General features: G+C 71.5%; 18 protein-coding genes. 14 read left to right on the top strand and 4 right to left on the bottom strand.

All coding sequences use genetic code 11. From position 1 onward, the window contains the following. Nucleotides 1-76: 76 nt before the first annotated feature. From fdxA to IT072_RS13085, 3 genes are all read left to right on the top strand, one after another. Complete coding sequence (gene fdxA, locus IT072_RS13095; protein WP_185276994.1) at nt 77-397, top strand: ferredoxin; 321 nt, start codon at nt 77-79, stop codon at nt 395-397. A gap of 1 nt (nt 398) precedes the next feature. Continuing rightward, nucleotides 399-1517, top strand: coding sequence for a succinyldiaminopimelate transaminase (dapC, locus tag IT072_RS13090; protein ID WP_327058910.1), 1119 nt, complete (start codon nt 399-401; stop codon nt 1515-1517). Between the two features lie 205 nt (nt 1518-1722). Beyond that, the gene (locus IT072_RS13085) at nt 1723-2985 is read left to right on the top strand and encodes a citrate synthase (protein ID WP_223360977.1); all 1263 of its coding nucleotides are present in this window, start codon (nt 1723-1725) and stop codon (nt 2983-2985) included. Between the two features lie 60 nt (nt 2986-3045). On the opposite strand, the gene IT072_RS13080 is transcribed toward IT072_RS13085, so the two are convergent. Beyond that, nucleotides 3046-5664 carry a penicillin acylase family protein gene (locus IT072_RS13080; RefSeq protein WP_223357259.1) on the bottom strand — a complete coding sequence of 873 codons (2619 nt, stop codon included), beginning with the start codon at nt 5662-5664 and terminating at the stop codon, nt 3046-3048. Nucleotides 5665-5739: 75 nt separating this feature from the next. Further along, nucleotides 5740-6354: an SACE_7040 family transcriptional regulator gene (locus tag IT072_RS13075; protein ID WP_223357258.1), complete on the bottom strand. Its 615-nt coding sequence runs from the start codon at nt 6352-6354 to the stop codon at nt 5740-5742. Between the two features lie 101 nt (nt 6355-6455). Here IT072_RS13075 and IT072_RS13070 point away from each other — a divergent pair, with 101 nt between their 5' ends. The 8 genes from IT072_RS13070 to IT072_RS13035 all read left to right on the top strand — a co-directional run bounded on the left by IT072_RS13070 (nt 6456) and on the right by IT072_RS13035 (nt 15342). Then, entirely contained in the window at nt 6456-8018 is a 1563-nt protein-coding gene (locus IT072_RS13070) for a carboxyl transferase domain-containing protein (protein ID WP_223357256.1), read from the top strand. A 5-nt stretch (nt 8019-8023) separates the two neighbouring features. Beyond that, nucleotides 8024-10150: an acetyl/propionyl/methylcrotonyl-CoA carboxylase subunit alpha gene (locus tag IT072_RS13065; protein ID WP_223357254.1), complete on the top strand. Its 2127-nt coding sequence runs from the start codon at nt 8024-8026 to the stop codon at nt 10148-10150. After that, the gene (locus IT072_RS13060) at nt 10147-11364 is read left to right on the top strand and encodes an acyl-CoA dehydrogenase family protein (RefSeq protein ID WP_374758265.1); all 1218 of its coding nucleotides are present in this window, start codon (nt 10147-10149) and stop codon (nt 11362-11364) included. The genes IT072_RS13065 and IT072_RS13060 overlap by 4 nt, the downstream gene beginning before the upstream one ends. 26 nt (nt 11365-11390) lie before the next feature. Then, nucleotides 11391-12152 (top strand): CoA transferase subunit A, encoded by a 762-nt coding sequence (locus IT072_RS13055; RefSeq protein WP_223357252.1) that lies wholly within the window; start codon nt 11391-11393, stop codon nt 12150-12152. Next, nucleotides 12149-12796, top strand: coding sequence for a CoA transferase subunit B (locus IT072_RS13050; RefSeq protein ID WP_223357250.1), 648 nt, complete (start codon nt 12149-12151; stop codon nt 12794-12796). The genes IT072_RS13055 and IT072_RS13050 overlap by 4 nt, the downstream gene beginning before the upstream one ends. Next, nucleotides 12793-13278 (top strand): MaoC family dehydratase, encoded by a 486-nt coding sequence (locus IT072_RS13045; RefSeq protein WP_223357249.1) that lies wholly within the window; start codon nt 12793-12795, stop codon nt 13276-13278. The genes IT072_RS13050 and IT072_RS13045 overlap by 4 nt, the downstream gene beginning before the upstream one ends. After that, complete coding sequence (locus IT072_RS13040; protein ID WP_223357246.1) at nt 13275-14114, top strand: HpcH/HpaI aldolase/citrate lyase family protein; 840 nt, start codon at nt 13275-13277, stop codon at nt 14112-14114. Before IT072_RS13045 ends, IT072_RS13040 begins: the two co-directional genes overlap by 4 nt. A 163-nt stretch (nt 14115-14277) precedes the next feature. Continuing rightward, nucleotides 14278-15342, top strand: a complete 1065-nt coding sequence (locus IT072_RS13035; protein ID WP_223357244.1) for an aldo/keto reductase — start codon at nt 14278-14280, stop codon at nt 15340-15342. Between the two features lie 334 nt (nt 15343-15676). Here the strand turns inward: IT072_RS13035 and IT072_RS13030 are convergent, their stop codons facing one another. Beyond that, the gene (locus IT072_RS13030) at nt 15677-16261 is read right to left on the bottom strand and encodes a TetR/AcrR family transcriptional regulator (protein ID WP_223357243.1); all 585 of its coding nucleotides are present in this window, start codon (nt 16259-16261) and stop codon (nt 15677-15679) included. A 197-nt stretch (nt 16262-16458) separates the two neighbouring features. Between IT072_RS13030 and IT072_RS13025 the strand changes: the two genes are divergently transcribed. Beyond that, nucleotides 16459-17808: a M16 family metallopeptidase gene (locus IT072_RS13025; protein WP_223357242.1), complete on the top strand. Its 1350-nt coding sequence runs from the start codon at nt 16459-16461 to the stop codon at nt 17806-17808. A gap of 39 nt (nt 17809-17847) precedes the next feature. Then, a complete protein-coding gene (locus tag IT072_RS13020) occupies nt 17848-18450 on the top strand; it encodes a histidine phosphatase family protein (RefSeq protein ID WP_223357241.1) in 603 nt (200 codons plus the stop codon). Here IT072_RS13020 and IT072_RS13015 read toward each other — a convergent pair. Further along, nucleotides 18447-18947 (bottom strand): GNAT family N-acetyltransferase, encoded by a 501-nt coding sequence (locus tag IT072_RS13015; protein WP_223357240.1) that lies wholly within the window; start codon nt 18945-18947, stop codon nt 18447-18449. The two genes, IT072_RS13020 and IT072_RS13015, sit on opposite strands and share 4 nt — an antisense overlap. Nucleotides 18948-19013: 66 nt before the next feature. On the opposite strand from IT072_RS13015, the gene dapB reads away from it, so the two are divergent. Next, on the top strand, nt 19014-19793 hold the full coding sequence (gene dapB / locus IT072_RS13010; protein WP_223357239.1) for a 4-hydroxy-tetrahydrodipicolinate reductase: 780 nt from the start codon (nt 19014-19016) through the stop codon (nt 19791-19793). Nucleotides 19794-19798: the final 5 nt, after the last annotated feature.

Genomic DNA, 19798 nt, shown 5'->3' with positions numbered 1-19798 from the left:
CGGAATAAGCTAGACGGGTAGCTCCCGAGGCTCGCCTCGAACCTCTCGAAGCTCTCGCGAAGGGATCAGAACCACCGTGACCTATGTCATCGCCCTCCCGTGCGTCGACGTCAAAGACCGCGCGTGCATCGACGAATGCCCGGTCGACTGCATCTACGAGGGTGAACGGTCGCTCTACATCCACCCGGACGAGTGCGTCGACTGCGGCGCCTGTGAGCCCGTGTGCCCCGTCGAGGCCATCTACTACGAGGACGACCTCCCCGAGGAGTGGGCGGACTACTACAAGGCCAACGTCGAGTTCTTCGACGACATCGGCTCACCCGGCGGCGCGGCCAAGGTCGGCGTGATCGCCAAGGATCACCCGTTGATCTCCGCCCTGCCGCCGCAGGCGCACTGACGTGGCGCTGAAAGAACTCCCGGAGTACCCCTGGGATCAGATGACGCCGTACGCGGAGCGCGCCCGTGCGCACGCCGGCGGAATCGTCGACCTCTCGATCGGCTCGCCGGTCGACGAGACCCCCGCGCTCATCCGTGCCGCGCTCGCCGAGGCGACCGACGCGCACGCCTACCCGCAGACGGTCGGCACCCCGGCGCTGCGGGAGGCCATCGTGGGGTGGTTCGCCCGTCGCCGCGGGGTCCCCGGCCTCACCGTCGACAACGTGCTCCCGACCATCGGGTCGAAGGAGCTCGTCGCGTTCCTGCCGTTCCTGCTCGGACTGGGGGAGGGCGACGTCGTCGTGCATCCGCGCGCGGCGTACCCGACCTACGCCATCGGGGCCGCGATGGCCGGGGCGGAGACCCTGGCGAGCGACGACCCGGCCGAATGGCCGCAGAACACGCGCCTGATCTGGCTGAACAGTCCCGGGAACCCCGACGGGCGGGTGCTGTCGGTCGACGACCTGCGCGCGGCCGTCGAGCGGGCCCGGGAACTCGGCGCCTACCTCGCGAGCGACGAGTGCTACGCCGAGCTGGGCTGGGACGCCCCGTGGGACGCCGAGCGCATCCCGAGCGTCCTCGATCCGCGGGTGATCGGGGACGACCGTCGCAACATCCTCGCCGTCTACTCCCTCAGCAAGCAGTCGAACCTCGCGGGCTACCGGGCGGCGTTCGTCGCCGGCTGCCGCACCGTGGTCGGGAGGCTGACCACCGTGCGCAAGCACGCGGGTCTGATGCTTCCCTCGCCGCTCCAGGCCGCCATGGTCGTCGCCCTGGGCGACGACGCCCATGTGGCGACGCAGCGCGAACGCTACCGCGCGCGTCGCGAGCTGCTGAAGCCCGCTCTCGAGGCGGCCGGCTTCCGCGTCGATCACAGCGAGGCGGGCCTGTACCTGTGGGCGACGGAGGGCCGCGACGCCTGGGAGAGCATCGGCCGGCTGGCCGACCTCGGCATCCTCGCCGGCCCCGGCCACTTCTACGGCGACCACTATCCCGAGCACGTGCGGCTCTCCCTCACCGCGACGGATGAGCGCATCGCCGCGGCCGCAGAGCGTCTCCGCACATTTGGAGACTCCCTCTAACCCGATCGGCCGGGCTTTGCGTGATGCGACAGTTGCCTCGCGCGTTCGTTAGGCTGTACCCGCACGAATGATGCAGCGCTGCCACGATCGGCGCGCTCAACTCTGCCCAACCCCAAGACCTGGAGGCGTTGTGACTGGACTCGGCACCGAGAATGCACCGACGGAGCGTACCGGCCCCGTCGAGCAGGAGGCGGCCGTCGCCGAGCTGCGCTACCCGGGCGGGGTCGCCGAGTTCCCCATCCTGCCGAGCACGTCGGGCGCCTCGAGCATCGACCTCTCCAGCCTCACCAAGCAGACCGGCCTGACCAGCCTCGACTACGGCTTCGTCAACACCGCGGCGACGCGGTCGGCGATCACCTACATCGACGGCGACCAGGGCATCCTGCGCTATCGCGGCTACCCGATCGAGCAGATCGCGGAGAACTCCACCTTCCTCGAGGTGGCCTGGCTCCTCATCCACGGCGAGCTGCCGACGCCGACTGAGCTCGCGGACTTCGACGAGCGCATCCGCCGCCACACCCTCCTGCACGAGGACCTTCGCCGCTTCTTCAGTGCGCTGCCGCACGACGCGCACCCGATGTCGGTGCTCTCCAGCGCCGTGTCCGCCCTGTCCACCTTCTATCAGGATTCGCTCAGCGTCTCCGATCCGGAGCAGGTCGAGCTCTCGACCATCCGCCTGCTCGCCAAGCTCCCGGTGATCGCCGCGTACGCGCACAAGAAGAGCGTCGGCCAGGCCTTCCTCTATCCGGACAACTCGCTGAGCTTCGTCGACAACTTCCTGCGTCTCAATTTCGGCACGCTCGCTGAGCCCTACGAGGTGAACCCTGTGCTGTCGCGGGCCCTCGAGCGCCTGCTCATCCTGCACGAGGACCACGAGCAGAACGCCTCGACGTCGACCGTGCGCCTGGTCGGGTCGACGCAGGCGAACCTGTTCGCCTCCGTCTCCGCCGGCATCAACGCCCTCTACGGCCCGCTGCACGGCGGGGCGAACGAGGCCGTGCTGCAGATGCTCGCGGGCATCCGCGATTCCGGCGAGAGCGTGCAGAAGTTCGTCGAGCGGGTGAAGAACAAGGAGTCGGGTGTCAAGCTCATGGGCTTCGGGCACCGCGTGTACAAGAACTTCGACCCGCGCGCGCGGCTCGTGAAGCAGTCGGCGGACGAGGTCCTCGCCGCGCTGGGCGTGCACGACCCGCTGCTCGACATCGCGAAGGAGCTCGAGGAGGTCGCGCTCGCGGATCAGTACTTCGTCGACCGCAAGCTCTACCCGAACGTGGACTTCTACACGGGCGTGATCTACAAGGCGATGGGCTTCCCGACGCGGATGTTCACGGTGCTCTTCGCGATCGGCCGTCTCCCCGGCTGGATCGCCCACTGGCGGGAGATGAACCTCGACCCGGCCACCAAGATCGGCCGCCCGCAGCAGTTGTACACGGGCAGCGGCGAGCGTTCCTGGCCGACCGTCCGCTGATCGGAGTCGCTCCGGCCCCGGTGGACCGGGCTCCCGAGGCGAAGCCGCTGCCGCGCCTGGTCAGCGGCGCGCGGGTCGCAGCGTCAGCGTCTGGTGCGCGCCCGCGACCACGGCCGCGCGGCTGAACGCCCAGGGGAGCGTCTCGTTCCTCACCCAGAGGTCCGTCTGGTCCGTGTAGTGCGGGTCGAACGCGTGCCCGGAGGCGCCGGCCAGGTTGATCCAGCGGCTGCGGTCGAAGTCGGCCAGGTCGACGATCATGCGCATCGACGGGACCCGGTCGGCCTGGTAGCCGACAGAGGCATCCCAGCCGTTCGCCTCGACCACGCTCGAGCCGCCCGAGACGGGGTACGGGCCGCGGTTGAGGAGCCACTCCACCGGCGCCACTCCGGAGACCCCCAGGCTGGCGTTCGTGAGGGTGAGCGTGTGGATGCGGTCCCAGCGCCAGCGTGCCGGGTCGTCGCCCATCAGGCTCCGCGCCTCCGTCCAGGCCTGATCGGCCGCGCGCTGGAGCATCCCGTCTCGGTCGGACACGCCGAGCTTGGCGTCGGCCCACCAGGGTGAGTCCGGGTGGGCCGCGAGGTTCTGCACCACGGCGAACCAGCGATCGCCGCCGGTGGGCGGGGCGGATGCGGGGAGCTTGCGCCCGAACGCGTCGTGCAGCAGGTTCTTCCAGAACACGGCGAAGTACGCTGCGGCGGCGCTGTCCCCGTCGTCGTGGTAGTCCCAGCCCGCCAGGAGCGCGGCGCCGCGGGCCGCGCCCGAGCCCGGCTCCGCCGCCGCGCCGACGGTCTGCAGCAGCGGGACCAGTGTCGCGGCGTTGGCGTCGTAGGTGTCGCCCTGGATGTCCGCGAGCTGCGCGGCGGAGATCTTCTTCCCCGACGCGGCGAGTGCCTGGAGGCGGACCGCGATCTGGTTGGCGCGGTAGCCGTACTCCCAGTCGCGCGTGATCATGACCGGGTAGTCCGGGCCGACCGCGGCGTTGTTGGCCGTGACGATGTACCCGCTGGGCGGGTCGAGCACCGAGGGGAGCCGGTCGTACGGCACCGTGCCGATCCAGCCGTACTGACTGGTCCATCCCGGCACCGGCATCGTGCCGTCGCCGGCGGCCCGGATGGGGACGCTGCCGGGCGCCTGGTAGCCGATGTGACCGTCCACGTCGGCGTAGACGAGGTTCTGCGACGGCACCTGGAAGCCCTCCGCCGCGGCGCGGAAGCTCGTCCAGTCCGTCGCGGTGTCGAAGGCGAAGATGGCTCCGGCCGTCGGACCCGGGGTGAGCGCGGTCCACTGCAGCGACAGCTGGTACTGCTGCGCCGGGATGCCGAGCTTGCCGGCCTGGTCTTTGGCGATGTCGGCATAGTCGTCCGACAGATCGGTGACGATCGGCCCGTGCCGGGTGGACCGGACGGTCACCTTCACGTCCTTTCCGCCGGCGACGGAGATCGTCTCCGTCCGGATGTCGAGCGGCACCTGCGCACCGTCGTACTCGTACGTGTCGCCGGTGACCTTCTCGACGTAGAGGTCGGCGACGTCGGGCCCGAGGTTGGTGAATCCCCAGGAGATGCGGTCGTTGTGGCCGATCACGACCCCGGGGAAGCCCGAGAACCCGAAGCCCGAGACATCGAACGGGCACGCGGGGCCCACCGTCGCGCAGTGCAGTCCGACCTGGTACCACACGGAGGGGATCGAGGCACCGAGGTGGGGGTCGTTGGCGAGCAGCGGCTTCCCCGTGTCGGTGAGGGAACCAGAGACCACCCACGAGTTGGAGCCGATGTCGCTGCCGGCCGGGCCCATCAGACGGGGGAGGGACTCCAGGCTCGCGGAGACCTGCTCCAGCTGGGCGCGGTAGTCGGCGGGCGGTGCCGCGACGAGGGCCGCGGCAGACCCGTCGTCGTTCGCACTCGCGTTCGCCGCGGTCGCGCCGGTCGCGTCCGCGGTGGTGCGGCCCGGATCCCCTCCGCCCTCCACCGTGATCGTCGGATGCGCCGCGTAGTCGTAACCCGGATGGAGGTCCGCGATCTGCTGCGGCGTCATCGTCGCCGCGAGGAGCGCGCGGTCGACCTCCTCCTCCAGGTTGGAGCGCAGATCCCAGGCCATGGCCTTCAGCCAGGCGACCGAGTCGGCGGGCGTCCATTTCTCCGGCTTGTAGCCCGGGTTCTGCAGGCCGAGGACCGCGTACTCGACGCTCAGCTCCGCGCCGGAGTGCGCGACCAGGTACGCGTTCACGCCGTCGGCGTAGTCCTGGAAGTAGCGGAGCGCGGTCGGGTCGAGGAGCTTCACCTCCTGCTCGGCGACGCGCCGCCACCCGAGCGCGCGGATGAAGGTGTCGGTCGGCACCTGGCTGGCGCCGAACATCTCCGAGAGGCGTCCGGCGGTGACGTGCCGCCGGAAGTCCATCTCCCAGAAGCGGTCCTGCGCGTGCACGAACCCCTGGGCGCGGAAGAGATCGTCGGCCGTGGACGCGATGATCTGCGGCACGCCCGCGGAGTCGCGGTACACGGTCACCGGCTTCTGGAGGCCCGGGACGTCGATCGAGCCGGAGGTCTGCGGGAAGGAGCGGGTGACCGTCCAGAATCCGACGCCTCCCGCGACCGCCGCGATCACCAGCACCACTGCCAGTACGACGCCCAGCGCACGCCAGAACCGGTGGTGCAGCCGCAGTCGGGGGGTGTCGTCGCCCACGTGCCTCCTCGAGCTCGATGCCTCCCTTGGACCCTAACCCACCCATCCGACGCCGGGGCGTGGGCCTCCGGCGGGTCAGCGCGACGTCAGCGCCGCCCAGGCCATCCGTTCCAGCACCGGGCGCACCTGCGCCTCGGCGACGGGCTCGGATCCGATGCGCGCCGAATGCGGAGTCGAGTTGATCAGGCCGAAGGTGGCCTGCACGCGCACCCGCAGTTCGTCGGCGCCCAGGGCCGGGTGCACGGTGCCGAGCACGTGCGTCCACACGTCCACGTACCGGCGCTGCAGGCGCCGGACCTCGCGCCGCTCGGCGGTCGGAAGGGCGTCGAGGTCGCGATCCTGCACCCGGATGGTGTCGGGCGCGCCGAGGGCGAAGTCCACGTGGAACGCGATCAGGTCCCGGAGCGCGCCGGCCGCGTCGTCGCTCCGCTCTTCGACGGCGGCGCCCCCGTCGAGGAGGCCCTGGCTCACGTCGACCAGGAGTGCGGCGAGCACCGCCTGCTTGGACGGGAAGTGCCGGTACACCGCCGGACCGCTCACCCCGACCGCGGAGCCCAGGTCTTCGATGGAGACCCCGTTGTAGCCCCGCTCGGCGAACAGGGCCGCGGCGGCGTCGAGCAGTGCGGCACGGCGGTCGGCCTTCGCGCGGCTGCGCTGCGTCGGTCGCTCGACGGCGGGCTGTTCGGTCATCGTCGCGTCTCCGGGAGGCTGGACATTTGGGTTAATGAACACTAACCTAAAAACGGGTTAGCGACCACTAACCGAAAAGTCGACGACGACGAGGGAGCACGATGCCCGCCACCACCACGCAGCGCGAGCTGGTCGCCGAGCTGCACGAGCGCCTCGCGGCGGCGGCGGCGGGCGGCCCGGAGCGAGCCCGGGAACGCCATCTGGCCCGGGGCAAGCTCCTGCCGCGCGAGCGCATCGACACCCTGCTCGACGAGGGGAGCCCGTTCCTCGAGATCGCGCCGCTCGCCGCGACGGGGATGTACGACGACGAGAGCCCCGCGGCCGGCGTGATCGCCGGCATCGGCCTCGTCCGCGGACGGCACGTCATGATCGTGTGCAACGACGCGACCGTCAAGGGCGGCACCTACTACCCCATGACGGTCAAGAAGCACCTGCGGGCGCAGGAGATCGCGCTCGAGAACCATCTCCCGTGCATCTATCTGGTCGACTCCGGCGGGGCGTTTCTGCCGATGCAGGACGACGTCTTCCCCGACCGGGACCACTTCGGCCGCATCTTCTACAACCAGGCGCGCCTCTCCGCCGCCAAGATCCCTCAGATCGCGGCCGTGCTGGGCTCCTGCACGGCCGGAGGAGCCTACGTTCCCGCGATGAGCGACGAGACCGTCATCGTGCGCGAGCAGGGCACGATCTTCCTGGGCGGCCCTCCCCTCGTGAAGGCGGCCATCGGGGAGGTCGTCACGGCCGAGGAGCTCGGCGGCGGGGACCTGCACGCCCGCACCTCCGGCGTCGTCGACCATCTGGCCGAGAACGACGAGCACGCGCTCGCCATCGTGCGCGACATCGTCGCCACGCTGCCTCCGCCGGTCGCTCCGGCCTGGGAGGTCGTCCCCGCGCTGGACCCCGCAGCGGACCCAGCCGGACTCTACGACGTCGTGCCGGTCGACGTGCAGGCGCCCTACGACGTGCACGAGGTGATCGACCGTCTCGTCGACGCCGGCGGCCTCCACGAGTTCAAGCCCGAGTACGGGACGACCCTGGTGACCGGGTTCGCCCGCATCCACGGCCACCCGGTGGGCATCGTCGCGAACAACGGCGTGCTGTTCAGCGAGTCGGCCCTCAAGGGTGCGCACTTCATCGAGCTATGCGATCAGCGCGGCATCCCGCTGCTCTTCCTCCAGAACATCTCCGGGTTCATGGTGGGTCGCGACTACGAGGCGGGCGGCATCGCCAAGAACGGCGCGAAGATGGTCACCGCGGTCGCGACGGCGCGCGTCCCCAAGCTCACGGTCGTCATCGGTGGGTCGTTCGGGGCGGGCAACTACTCGATGTGCGGGCGGGCGTACTCGCCGCGGTTCCTCTGGATGTGGCCGGCGGCGCGTATCTCCGTCATGGGCGGCGCTCAGGCGGCCAGCGTGCTCGCCACCGTCAAGCGCGACCAGCTGGAAGCGCGCGGCGACCAGTGGAGCGCGGAGGACGAGGCCGCGTTCCGTGCGCCCATCGCCGAGCAGTACGAGAAGCAGGGCGACCCGTACTACTCGACCGCGCGGCTCTGGGACGACGGCGTGATCGACCCCGCCGAGACGCGCACGGTGCTCGGGCTCGCCCTCGACGTGATCTGCCGCTCCCCGCTTCCCGACACGGCCTTCGGCCTCTTCCGGATGTGATCGCGATGACCGTGCCGTTCTCCTCCGTCCTCGTCGCCAACCGCGGCGAGATCGCCTGTCGTGTCATCCGCACCCTCCGCCGGCTCGGGATCCGCTCCGTCGCGGTCTACAGCGACGCCGACCGCGACGCCCCGCACGTCGCCCTGGCCGACCTCGCCGTGCGGCTCGGACCGGCCCCGGCCCGAGAGAGCTACCTCGACGTGGACGCGATCGTCGCCGCGGCGACCGCGACCGGGGCGCAGGCGGTGCACCCCGGCTATGGGTTCCTCTCCGAGAACGCCGCGCTCGCTCAGGCCTGCGCGGACGCCGGGATCGCCTTCGTCGGCCCCGGTGTGCACGCCCTGGAGATCATGGGCGACAAGATCGCCGCGAAGCGCGAGGTCGAGGCGCACGGCGTCCCGACCATCCCCGGCATCGCCGTGCCGGGCCTCGGCGACGACGCCCTGATCGCCGCCGCCGAGCGCATCGGCTACCCGGTGCTGGTGAAGCCGTCCGCCGGCGGTGGCGGCAAGGGGATGCAGGCGGTCCGCGCGGCCGCCGACCTGCCCGAGGCGCTCCGGGCCGCCCGGCGGGTCGCCGCGTCCGCGTTCGGCGACGACACCCTGTTCCTGGAGCGGCTCGTCGACTCCCCGCGCCACATCGAGGTGCAGGTTCTCGCCGACGGGCACGGATCCGTCGTGCACCTCGGCGAGCGCGAGTGCTCGCTGCAGCGGAGGCACCAGAAGGTGATCGAGGAGGCGCCGTCGCCCCTCCTCGACGCGGAGACACGGGACCGGATCGGCCGGGCGGCCTGCCGGGTCGCCGACAGCGTCGGCTACCGCGGTGCCGGGACGGTCGAGTTCCTCGTCTCGGCCGACGCCCCCGGCGAGTTCTTCTTCATGGAGATGAACACGCGACTGCAGGTGGAGCACCCCGTCACCGAGCTCGTCACCGGTCTCGACCTGGTCGAGTGGCAGCTGCGCATCGCGGCGGGGGAGCCGCTGGGGTTCGCGCAAGCGGACGTGCATCTCGACGGGCATGCGGTGGAGGCGCGCGTCTACGCGGAGGATCCGGAGCGCGGCTTCCTGCCCGGCGGTGGCACGGTGCTCGCGCTCCGCGAGCCGGACGGCGAGGGCGTGCGCGTGGACAGCGGACTCGCGCCCGGTCTCGCGGTCGTGACGGAGTACGATCCGATGCTCGCCAAGGTGATCGCCTGGGGCGAGGACCGCGCGACGGCGATCGCGCGCCTCGACGCCGCGCTGGCCGGGACGAGCATCCTGGGCGCGACCGGAAACGTCGCGTGGCTGCGAGAACTGCTCGCCGACCCCGATGTCCTCGAGGGGACGATGGACACGACCCTGATCGATCGCCGCCACTCCGACCGGGAGCCCGCCCCGCCCGCCGTCGCCGAGCTCGTCCTGGCCGCCCTGCTCGCGCATCGCGAGCGCACGGCCGCGACCGCTGCCGTCGTCGGCCCGCTCTGGGCCGCCCCGTCCGGCTGGCGGATGAGCGGATCGCGCGCGGTCCGGTACGAGGTCGACGGTGTGCCGGTCGCCGTCTCGGCGCAGGGCTCCGCGGTCACCGTGGGGGAGTCGACGCACACGGCCGCGCTGACCGTGCGGCCGGGCGCCGGCGGGGCTCCCGACCGCGCCCTCCTGACGCTCGACGGCATCACCTCCGCCTACGACAGCGTGTGCGACGGCGGCGCAGTCTGGCTCGCCGCCGGCGGTCGTGTGCGCGCGCTCCGGCTCCGCAGCAGGGAGGAGCGGCTGGCGGACGAGCTGGCCGCCCTCGACCGCGGCGAGGCCGCCGCGCACCCGGAGGTCCGATCGCCCATGCCGGGGACCGTCGTGGCCGTGCCCGTCGTGGACGGGGACGCCGTGGCGGCGGGCGACACCCTCGCCGTCGTCGAGGCGATGAAGATGGAGCACCGCCTGCTCGCGCCCGTGGCGGGGACCGTCCGCCTGCACGTCGCTCCCGGCGATCTCGTGCGCCGGGACCAGCTGGTCGCCGCCGTCGACCTGGACGAGCACACCGCCCCCGCCGCTTCCTCCGAGCTCCCGCCGATCGCGGCGGACGGCGACGACCCGACACGATCGCCGGTCGCCGCTCACCACCAGGGACAGTCACCACAACAGACAGGAACCCCATGACCATGCAGATGACCCGACCGGCGCAGACCGCCGCCGATCACGACATCGCCGGCTTCGTGCTCACCGACGAGCAGCGCCGCCTGCGCGACCGCGTGCGCGACTTCGCCGACACCGTCGTCGCCCCCGCCGCCTACGACTACGACACGCGCCGCAGCCTGCCGTACGAGATCATCGCCGAGATGGGCGCGATGGGGCTGTTCGGCCTCCCGTTCCCGGTGGAGTACGGAGGCCAGGGCAAGGACTACCTCTCGCTCTGCCTCGCCGTCGAGCAGCTCGGCCGCGTCGACCAGTCGATCGGCGTCACCCTGGAGGCCGGGGTCGGCCTGGGCGCCATGCCGGTGTTCCGCAGCGGCACCGAAGAGCAGAAGCAGGAGTGGCTGCCGATGCTGGCGCGCGGGGAGGCGCTCGCCGGGTTCGGTCTGACGGAGGCCGACGCCGGATCCGACGCCGCGGGCACGAAGACGACCGCCGAACTGCGCGACGGCGAGTGGGTGATCAACGGCAGCAAGCAGTTCATCACCAACTCCGGCAGTGAGATCACCCGCCTGGTCACCATCACCGCCGTGACCGGCGAGAGCCGCCGCGCCGACGGCTCCATCAAGAAGGAGCTGTCGGCCATCCTGGTCCCCGTGCCCACTCCGGGCTTCGTGGCCGGGGAACCGTACGACAAGGTCGGCTGGCACACGTCCGACACCCATCCGCTCACGCTGACCGACGTGCGCGTGCCCGAGGCGAACCTGCTCGGGGAGCGCGGCCGCGGATACGCGAACTTCGTCGCCACGCTCGACGAGGGCCGCGTTGCGTTCGCCGCGCTGTGCACGGGCGCGGCGCAAGGCTGCCTGGAGGAGGTGCTGCGCTACTCCCGGAGCCGGAACGTGTTCGGCCGCCCGATCGGCTCCAACCAGTACATCGCGTTCAAGATCGCCCGGATGCAGGCGCGAGTGCACACCGCGCGCCTGGCCTACTACGACGCCTGCGCGAAGCTCATGGCGGGGCAGCCCTTCAAGCTGGAGGCATCGATCGCGAAGCTGGTGTGCAGCGAGGCCGCCATGGACAACGCGCGGGACGCGACGCAGATCTTCGGCGGCTACGGGTTCCTCAACGAGAGCCCCGTGGCGCGGCACTACCGTGACTCGAAGATCCTGGAGATCGGCGAGGGCACGTCGGAGGTGCAGTTGATGGTCATCTCGCGGGCCCTCGGCTTCGACGCCTGACCCGGCAGCACGAGACAGGAGGAACCGTGATCGACAAGACGGTGGGCACGGCGGCCGAGGCCGTCGCCGACATCGGCGACGGCGCGACTCTCGCGGTCGGCGGCTTCGGGCTGTGCGGCATCCCGAGCGCCCTGATCGGGGCACTGCTGGAGGCCGGGACGACCGACCTGGAGGTGGTGAGCAACAACTGCGGCGTCGACGACTGGGGCCTCGGGCTGCTGCTCGCCGAGCGGCGGATCCGCAAGATGATCAGCTCGTACGTGGGCGAGAACAAGGAGTTCGCGCGACAGTTCCTCTCGGGCGAGCTGGAGGTGGAGCTCGCCCCGCAGGGCACGCTCGCCGAGAAGCTGCGGGCGGGAGGGGCGGGGATCCCCGCGTTCTACACGCCGGCGGGGGTCGGCACGCAGATCGCCGACGGCGGCCTGCCGCGCCGCTACGCGCCGGACGGGTCGGTGGCGGTCGCGTCCGAGCCGAAGGAGGTGCGGAGCTTCGCCGGAGCGGACTACGTCCTCGAGGAGTCCCTCCGCCCCGCGTTCGCGCTCGTGCACGCCGCGAAGGGCGACCGGCACGGCAACCTCGTCTTCCACGCCGCCGCGATGAACTTCAACCCGCTCGCCGCGATGGCCGGCCGTGTCACCGTCGCGGAGGTGGAGGAGCTCGTCGAGCCCGGCGAGATCGACCCGGGAGCGGTGCACTGCCCGGGCATCTTCGTCCAGCGCGTCGTGCACGCGCCGGGCGCGGAGAAGCGCATCGAGCGCCGCACCGTCCACGAAGGGAGCACCGCATGAGCCTCACCCGCACCGAGCTCGCCGCGCGCGTTGCCCGCGAGCTGCGCAACGGCCAGTACGTCAACCTCGGGATCGGGATGCCGACCCTCATCCCGAACTACATCCCGGCCGGTGTGGAGGTCATCCTGCACTCGGAGAACGGCGTGCTCGGGGTGGGGCCGTATCCGGCCGACGACGACGTCGACCCCGACCTCATCAACGCCGGCAAGGAGACGGTGACCGTCGAACCGGGCGCCGCCTACTTCGACTCGTCGCTCTCCTTCGGCATGGTGCGCGGCGGCCATGTCGACGTGGCCGTGCTCGGGGCCATGGAGGTGTCGGAGACCGGCGACCTCGCCAACTGGATGATCCCCGGCAAGATGGTCAAGGGCATGGGCGGCGCGATGGACCTCGTCTTCGGCGCCAAGCGGCTCATCGTGATGATGGACCACGTCGACCGCGAGGGCCGACCCAAGATCCTCCGCGCGTGCACGCTCCCGCTCACGGGCGCGGGGTGCGTCGACCGCATCGTGACGGATCTCGCCGTCATCGACGTCACGGAAGCGGGGCTGGTGCTGCGCGAGGTCGCCCCGGGGGTCACGGTCGACGAGGTCGTCGCCGCGACCGGCGCGCCGTTGACCGTCGATCTGGAGCAGACGCCGTGAGGGAGATCGAGCAGCGCGGCCTGTACTACGAGGAGCTGGAGGAGGACGTGCGCTACCGGCACCGTCCGGGCCGCACGCTCACCGAGGCCGACAATGTGCTCTTCACGACGCTGACGATGAACACGCAGGCGCTGCACCTCGACGCCGCGTGGTCGGACGGCCAGCCGTTCGGCGAGCGCCTGATCAACTCGATGCTCACCCTCTCGACGCTGGTCGGCCTGTCGGTGGCGCAGCTGACGCAGGGCACGATCGTCGCGAACCTGGGCTTCGGGCAGGTGGCGTTCCCGCACCCGATGCGGCACGGCGACACTCTCTACGCGGAGACCGTCGTCACCGCCAAGCGCCTCTCGGCCTCCCGCCCGGGTCAGGGCATCGTGACGCTGGAGCACACCGGCCGCAATCAGGACGGCGTGGTCGTCGCGACCGCCACCCGTCAGGTCATGGTGTGGACCAGGGCGGCGCACGAGCGGGCGGCGACATGACGGCGCCCGCGTTCCCGTGGGGTCCGGCGCTGCTGTTCTGCCCGGCCGATCGTCCCGACCGGTACGCGAAGGCGCTCGAGCGCGCCGACGCCGTCATCCTCGACCTGGAGGATGCGGTGGACCCCGGCCGCCGCCCCGCGGCACGGGAGGCGCTCGCCGCCTCGCAGCTCGATCCGGCGCGCGTGATCGTGCGCGTGAACCCGGCCGGCTCCGACGACCACGACGCCGATCTGGCCGCGCTGGAGCAGACGCCGTACCGCGCCGTCATGCTGCCCAAGGCGGAGCGCGCCTCCGACCTCGCCCGGCTCGGGGGGATGGATGTCATCGCGCTGTGCGAGACGGCCGCGGGAGTGCTCGCGGCGCCGGAGCTGGCGCGTGCGGAGAACGCGCTCGCGCTCATGTGGGGCGCGGAGGACCTCGTCGCCTCCGTGGGTGGCTCATCGAGTCGTCATGCGGACGGGACGTACCGCGATGTCGCCCGGCACGCCCGCTCCGCAGTGCTGCTCGCGGCGGGGGCAGCCGGCATCCACGCCGTGGACACCGTGCACCTCGACATCGCCGATCTGACGGGGTTGCGGGCGGAGGCGGAGGACGCGGTCGCGGTGGGGTTCGCGGCGACGGCGTGCATCCATCCGGGGCAGGTCGAGACCATCCGCGCGGCCTATCGGCCGACCGCCGAGGAGGAGGCGACCGCGCGTGCGCTGCTGGCCGCCGCGGACGCCGCCGGGGGAGGGGTGTTCCGCTTCCGCGGCGGCATGGTCGACGGCCCGGTGCTGGCGCACGCGCGTGCCGTGGTCCGCCGCGCCGTTCCGCCGATCGCGGCCCCGCAACCGTGATGAAACCGTGACCAAGGTTTCTGCTGCAGTTCACCCGTTTCCGGGCTGGCGGGTCGGGGGTTTGCCGTACTCTGCAAGTACAGTTCGGGAGTAGACCATTCTCGAATCGATTCGATACGACGATCCGGCCGGTCAGAGCCAGGATCGGGTGCAGGGGGATGTGATGCCGCAACTGCTTCCCCTGCGCCTTCTCGAGACGGTCGGCCTGCGCACCGCACCGGTCGCGACGCCGGTGGTCGATCCCTCCACCGACACCGGCGGACCGCTCGACATCGATCCGGCGCTGGAGCGCACGGGTCCCCTTTCGATCATCGCCCCGCGCCGCATCGGCGAGAGCGACCTGACCGTCTATCCGCTCTCGCTCGGCGCGAGCGTCTTCGGCTGGACGGCCGACGGCGACACCTCACTCGCCATCCTCGATCGCTTCACCGCGCTCGGCGGCGACTTCATCGACACCGCCGACAGCTACGTCGGCGGGCGCAGCGAGGTCCTCATCGGCAAGTGGATGCGCGAGCGCCGCAACCGCGACCAGCTCGTCGTCGCCACCAAGGTCGGCCGGCACCACGAGAACCCGGGTCTCGGCTCCGTGAGCATCGTGCGTGCGGTGGAGGCCTCCCTCGAGCGTCTCCAGACGGATCACATCGACCTGCTGTACTTCCACGACGACGATCCCGAGGTCCCGCTGGAGGACAGCCTCGCGACCGCGGAGTGGCTGATCGAGTCGGGCAAGGTCCGTTACCTCGCCGCGTCGAATTTCGGTGCGGACCGGCTGATCGAGGCGCGCATCCTGGCCTCGTCCGGCCTGCCGAAGTTCGTCGCCATCCAGACGCAGTACAACCTCATGCACCGCGCCGAGTTCGAGAGCGCCCTGCGCATCGTCGCGGCCGCGCAGGGTCTGTCCGTCATGCCGTACTACGCGCTCGCCAACGGATTCCTCACCGGCAAGTACCGCTCGAAGTCCGACCTCACGGCGGGCGCCCGCAGTGTGCGCGCGTCGGCGTACGTCAACCGCCGCGGCCAGCGCGTGCTCGCCGTCGTCGACCGGATCGCATCCGAGCACGGTGTGCAGCCCGCCAGCGTCGCCATCGCCTGGCTGCTCGCCAAGCGCAGCATCGCGGCGCCCGTCGCGAGCGCCAGTCGCCCCGACCAGGTCGACGCCCTGATGGCCGGGGCCGGCATCCGCCTCACCCGCGCCCAGATGCTCGACCTCGACCGCGTCTCCGAGTAGCCGTCGCCCCCTCCGCGCACGCGCGCCGGTGCCTCCGGATATCTGGAGATTCGCTCAGCCGTGCCGCGCCGTAGAAGCGCGGCGAAACGTCCGGAACTCCGGAGTCTCGCTCCGACACGCCGCTCACGGCACCGTACCTCCGGAGATATCCGGCCGCCCGGCTCAGATCTCCGGATCTACCAGGTGCGCCGCGGTCGCTCCCGCCTGCGCGCCGAGTGGTTCCGGAGATGTGCGCCGTCCGGCGACGAAGCTCCGGAGTTACGGCGATTTCTGCGGCGTGGCGCGACGGAACTCCGGAGTTCCGGAGGTCGGGCGTCGGAGCAGGGGAGGAGCGCTACGCCTCGCCGAGGATGCGCTGCAGGGAGCGGTGGAGTGCGGCGCCCGCGGCGATCGGGTCGCCGACGTAGCCGCCGGCGAGGGCGCCGTCGCGCGCGAGGATGAGGTCGTCCGCCGCGTCTCCCGGGCGGGGGTGGCCGATCTCGCGGAACAGCTGCTCGATGCGCTTCGCATACCAGTCGCGGTGCGCGGTGACGGCGACGCGGACGGGGTGGCTCTCGTCGGCGAACTGCGCGGCCGCGTTGATGAACGGGTCGCCGCGGAATCCGGGACGGACGGCCTCCTCGTTGATCGAGTCGACGAGCGCGCGCGCGATGTCGCGCGGGTCCGCGCCGGCCTGCTCGAGTTCCGCGAACCACTCGCGCACCTGCCGGTCGCGGCCTTCGACGTACGCGATGATGAGGAGGTCCTTGGAGCGGAAGTGCTTGTAGAACGTCGCCTTCGTGACCCGGGCGCCCGCGATGATGCGATCGACGCCGACGGTGTGGATGCCCTCCTCGTAGAAGAGCTCGTCCGCGGTGGCGAGGATCTTGATCTTCGACGGCGCTGGGGGCCGGATCGTCGCTCGGGCGCTTACGACCATCGGGCGCGACTCCTTCTGTCACGGGAGGCGGTGCATGCCTCCTCGGCGGTTGGGAACCACCGGGCCGGTCGGGACGGGGGTCCGGGGGATGCGACCGGTCCGTGTGGTGAGTTCAGTATATAGGTAGACAGACCAGTCTGTTTGTCCTCATCGGAGAGTCTCAGGCATTCCGAAGCCGCTGGCGTAGGGTGGAGGGGATGAACAGCGCAGTCGACCTCCCGCTCGGTCTGGCCGACCTCTCGTTCGCCGCATCCGGCGACGCGCTGGTCCGGCGCACCGTCCTCCCCAGCGGCGTCCGCGTGCTCAGCGAGCAGGTTCCCGGCGCACGTAGCGCGACCCTCGGCTACTGGGTCGCGGTCGGCTCGCGCGACGAGACGGCGGACGTCCCCGGCAGCCTCGGCTCCACCCACTTCCTCGAGCACCTGCTGTTCAAAGGCACACGCTCGCGAACGGCCCTCGACATCGCGATCGCGTTCGACGCGGTCGGCGGCGAGCACAACGCGATGACAGCCAAGGAGTACACCTGTTACTACGCCAAGGTGCAGGATCGCGACCTGGCCATGGCGGTGGAGGTCATCGGCGACATGCTGACCTCGTCCCTCCTCGACCCGGTCGAGTTCGAGAACGAGCGCGGGGTCATCCTGGAGGAGCTCTCGATGGCGGAGGACGACCCGGGAGACGTCGCGAACGAACGGCTGTTCCAGGCGGTCCTGGGCGCTCACCCGCTCGGGCGCCCGATCGGCGGCCGCCCGGAGACCATCCGTGCCGCGACGCGCGACGCCGTGTGGTCCCACTACCAGGCGAACTACCGGCCCCAGGATCTCGTGATCGCCGCCGCGGGGGCCGTCGACCACGACCTGCTCGTCGACGGGGTCGTGCGTGCGCTCGCCGCCGCGGGCTGGGACCCCGAGCGCGCCGCCGACCCGGTGGACCGCCGCTCCTCCTCGGCCGCCGCGATCGAGCGCGGTGCCGCCCTCGTCACCGTGCAGCGCCCGACCGAGCAGGCGAACCTCCTGATCGGCGTGCCCGGCATCGTCGCCACCGATGAGCGTCGCACGGCCATGAGCGTTCTCAACTCCGTACTCGGCGGCGGGATGTCCAGCCGGCTCTTCCAGGAGATCCGCGAGCGGCGCGGTCTCGCGTATACCGTCTACTCCTTCTCCGGCTCCTACTCGGACGCCGGGGTCTTCGGGCTCTACGCCGGCTGCGCGCCGGCCAAGGCCCGTCAGGTCGCCGAGCTGATGCTCGCCGAGCTGCACCGCCTCGCCGACGGGGGGATCACCCCCGACGAGCTGCACCGCGCCGTCGGGCAGCTCTCCGGCGGGGCGGCGCTCGCCCTCGAGGACTCCGACACCCGGATGTCCCGCCTCGGGCGGGCCGAGATCAGCCTAGGCGAGTTCGCCGATCTGGACGAAAGCCTCCGTCGCCTGCACCTCGTCACCGCCGACGATGTGCGCGACCTCGCCCGAGACCTGGCAGACCGCCCGGTCTCGGTCTCTGCGGTGGGGAGCGTGACCGACGGGATGTTCGCCGGTCTCGCTCCCTGATCCGCCTCCTTCGAACGACTTCTGCGAAAGGTCTCCCCGGTGCCCCACTACCTCTACCTCGTCCGACACGGCGAGCAGCAGGACGCCGAGCACGGCCTGCCGGACGGCCCGCTCTCCCCGCGCGGCAAGCGGCAGGCGCAGCTGATCGCCGAACGGTTGAGCGGCATCCCGTTCACGGCGATGTACCACTCGCCGCTCGTGCGCGCGGCCGAGACGGCCTCGATCATGGCCGAGCGGATGCCCGCGCTGCTGCCCGAGCCGTCCAGCCTGCTGTTCGACTGCATCCCCTCCGGTCCGACGCCGGACATGCCCAAGGCGTTCGAGTCGTTCTTCGGCTCGGTGACGGAGGCGGAGATCGAAGCGGGCCGCGCACAGATGGACGACGCCGTGGGGGAGTTCCTCACCCCCGCCCTCGGCGACAGGCACGACCTCCTCGTCACCCACAACTTCGTCATCGGCTGGTTCGTGCGTCACGTGTTCGACGCCCCCGCCTGGCGCTGGCTCGGCCTCAACCAGGCCAATTGCGGGCTGACGATCATCCGCGTGCGCTCCGCCAAGCCGCCGGTGCTGGTCGTGCACAACGACCTCGGCCACCTGCCGGTGGAGCTCCGCACCGGCCTGCCGGAGCTGCAGCCCGTCTAGCCGACGTCGAGCCGCTTGCGGAACCAGTCCGTGGCGTTCGGGTTGTCGTTGTAGGGCGGGATCTCCTCGTAGCCGTGCGAACGGTAGAGTCCGCCCGCCGCCTCCAGGCTGGCGTTCGTGTCGAGCACGACCTCGGTGGCGCCGAAGCCGCGGGCGCGGTGCTCGAGCTCGGAGAGGATGGTGCGGCCGAGCCCGTGGCCGCGGTGCGCCGGCGCCACCCAGAGGTGCTTGATCTCGTAGCGCACGACGGGCATCCCCTCCTCGAGATCGGCATCGGGCACGCCCAGCTCGCGGATGCCGCCGCAGCCCGCCTCCTCGTCGTCGTCGTACGCCAGCAGGAAGACGCCCGCCGGGGCGACGAACTGCCCGGGGTCCGGGAAGGTCGTGCGATAGGCGCCCTGGGTCGCGGGGAAGGTCTGCGCGCGCTCGGCGAAGTAGGCGGCGAGCATGCGGTGGGCGGTCGCGTCGGTGACGGCGACGTCTGCGAAAGACACCATCGGTCCAGGGTAATCCCCGCGCCCGTGCGCGACAGGAGCGGCGCGGCGCCCGGGTAGGCTGGGCGGGTGACTATTCGCGTGGCCGTCGCGGGGGCGAGCGGAAAACTGGGAAGCGTGGCCGTCCGGCTCATCGAGCAGGCGGACGACCTCGAGCTCGTCGCGACCCTGGGCTCGTCGTCGGCGCTCGACGACATGCTCGGCGCCGACGTCCTCGTCGACATGACCCTGCCGCAGGTGAGCCCCGGGATCGTCGCGTTCGCCGTCGACCACGGGCTGAACGTGCTCGTCGGCACCTCCGGGTGGTCGGCCGACCGCATCCTCGACCTCGAGCGCCGCGTCGCCGAGCACGAGGGACAGGGGGCGGTCGTCATTCCGAACTTCTCGCTGGGCTCCGCGCTCGGCACCGCCTTCGCCACGGTGGCCGCCCGCTTCTTCGACTCCATCGAGATCATCGAGACTCACGGTGCAACCAAAGTCGACTCGCCGTCGGGGACCGCGGTGCGCACGGCCGAACTGATCGGCGCCGCCCGGGCCGCCCGGGGGCCGGTGGACGCGCCGCACACCGATCAGCGCGCGCGGGGCCAGCAGGTCGCCAGCGTGCCCATCCACAGCCTTCGGATGCGCGGCGTCGTCGCCGAGCAGCGGGTGGTCTTCGGGGGCCCTGGCGAGACTCTGACCATCCACCACGACACGGTCGGGCCGCAGGCGTACGAGGCGGGCATCCTGCTCGCGCTGCGGGCCGCCGCCACGGCGTCGGGCGTCACGGTCGGCCTCGACGCCCTGGTCGACCTCGGCATCGCCGGGCCGGACGGCGAGCCGCCGCGACCCACCGTGCGCGAGCGCTGAGGCCG

Origin of the sequence: Leifsonia sp. ZF2019, assembly GCF_019924635.1 — a bacterium.
Taxonomy (GTDB): Bacteria; Actinomycetota; Actinomycetes; order Actinomycetales; family Microbacteriaceae; genus Leifsonia.
The sequence above is the reverse complement of the archived record's forward strand: the minus strand, read 5'-3'. Positions and strand labels throughout refer to the sequence as shown.

Excerpts from the sequence above, each read along its gene's own strand:
- IT072_RS13075 (WP_223357258.1), bottom strand. The coding sequence starts at position 6,354 with ATGACCGAACAGCCCGCCGTCGAGCGACCGACGCAGCGCAGCCGCGCG.
- IT072_RS13070 (WP_223357256.1), top strand. The coding sequence starts at position 6,456 with ATGCCCGCCACCACCACGCAGCGCGAGCTGGTCGCCGAGCTGCACGAG.
- IT072_RS13065 (WP_223357254.1), top strand. The coding sequence starts at position 8,024 with ATGACCGTGCCGTTCTCCTCCGTCCTCGTCGCCAACCGCGGCGAGATC.
- IT072_RS13060 (WP_374758265.1), top strand. The coding sequence starts at position 10,147 with ATGACCATGCAGATGACCCGACCGGCGCAGACCGCCGCCGATCACGAC.
- IT072_RS13050 (WP_223357250.1), top strand. The coding sequence starts at position 12,149 with ATGAGCCTCACCCGCACCGAGCTCGCCGCGCGCGTTGCCCGCGAGCTG.
- IT072_RS13040 (WP_223357246.1), top strand. The coding sequence starts at position 13,275 with ATGACGGCGCCCGCGTTCCCGTGGGGTCCGGCGCTGCTGTTCTGCCCG.
- IT072_RS13035 (WP_223357244.1), top strand. The coding sequence starts at position 14,278 with ATGCCGCAACTGCTTCCCCTGCGCCTTCTCGAGACGGTCGGCCTGCGC.
- IT072_RS13030 (WP_223357243.1), bottom strand. The coding sequence starts at position 16,261 with ATGGTCGTAAGCGCCCGAGCGACGATCCGGCCCCCAGCGCCGTCGAAG.
- IT072_RS13025 (WP_223357242.1), top strand. The coding sequence starts at position 16,459 with ATGAACAGCGCAGTCGACCTCCCGCTCGGTCTGGCCGACCTCTCGTTC.
- IT072_RS13015 (WP_223357240.1), bottom strand. The coding sequence starts at position 18,947 with ATGGTGTCTTTCGCAGACGTCGCCGTCACCGACGCGACCGCCCACCGC.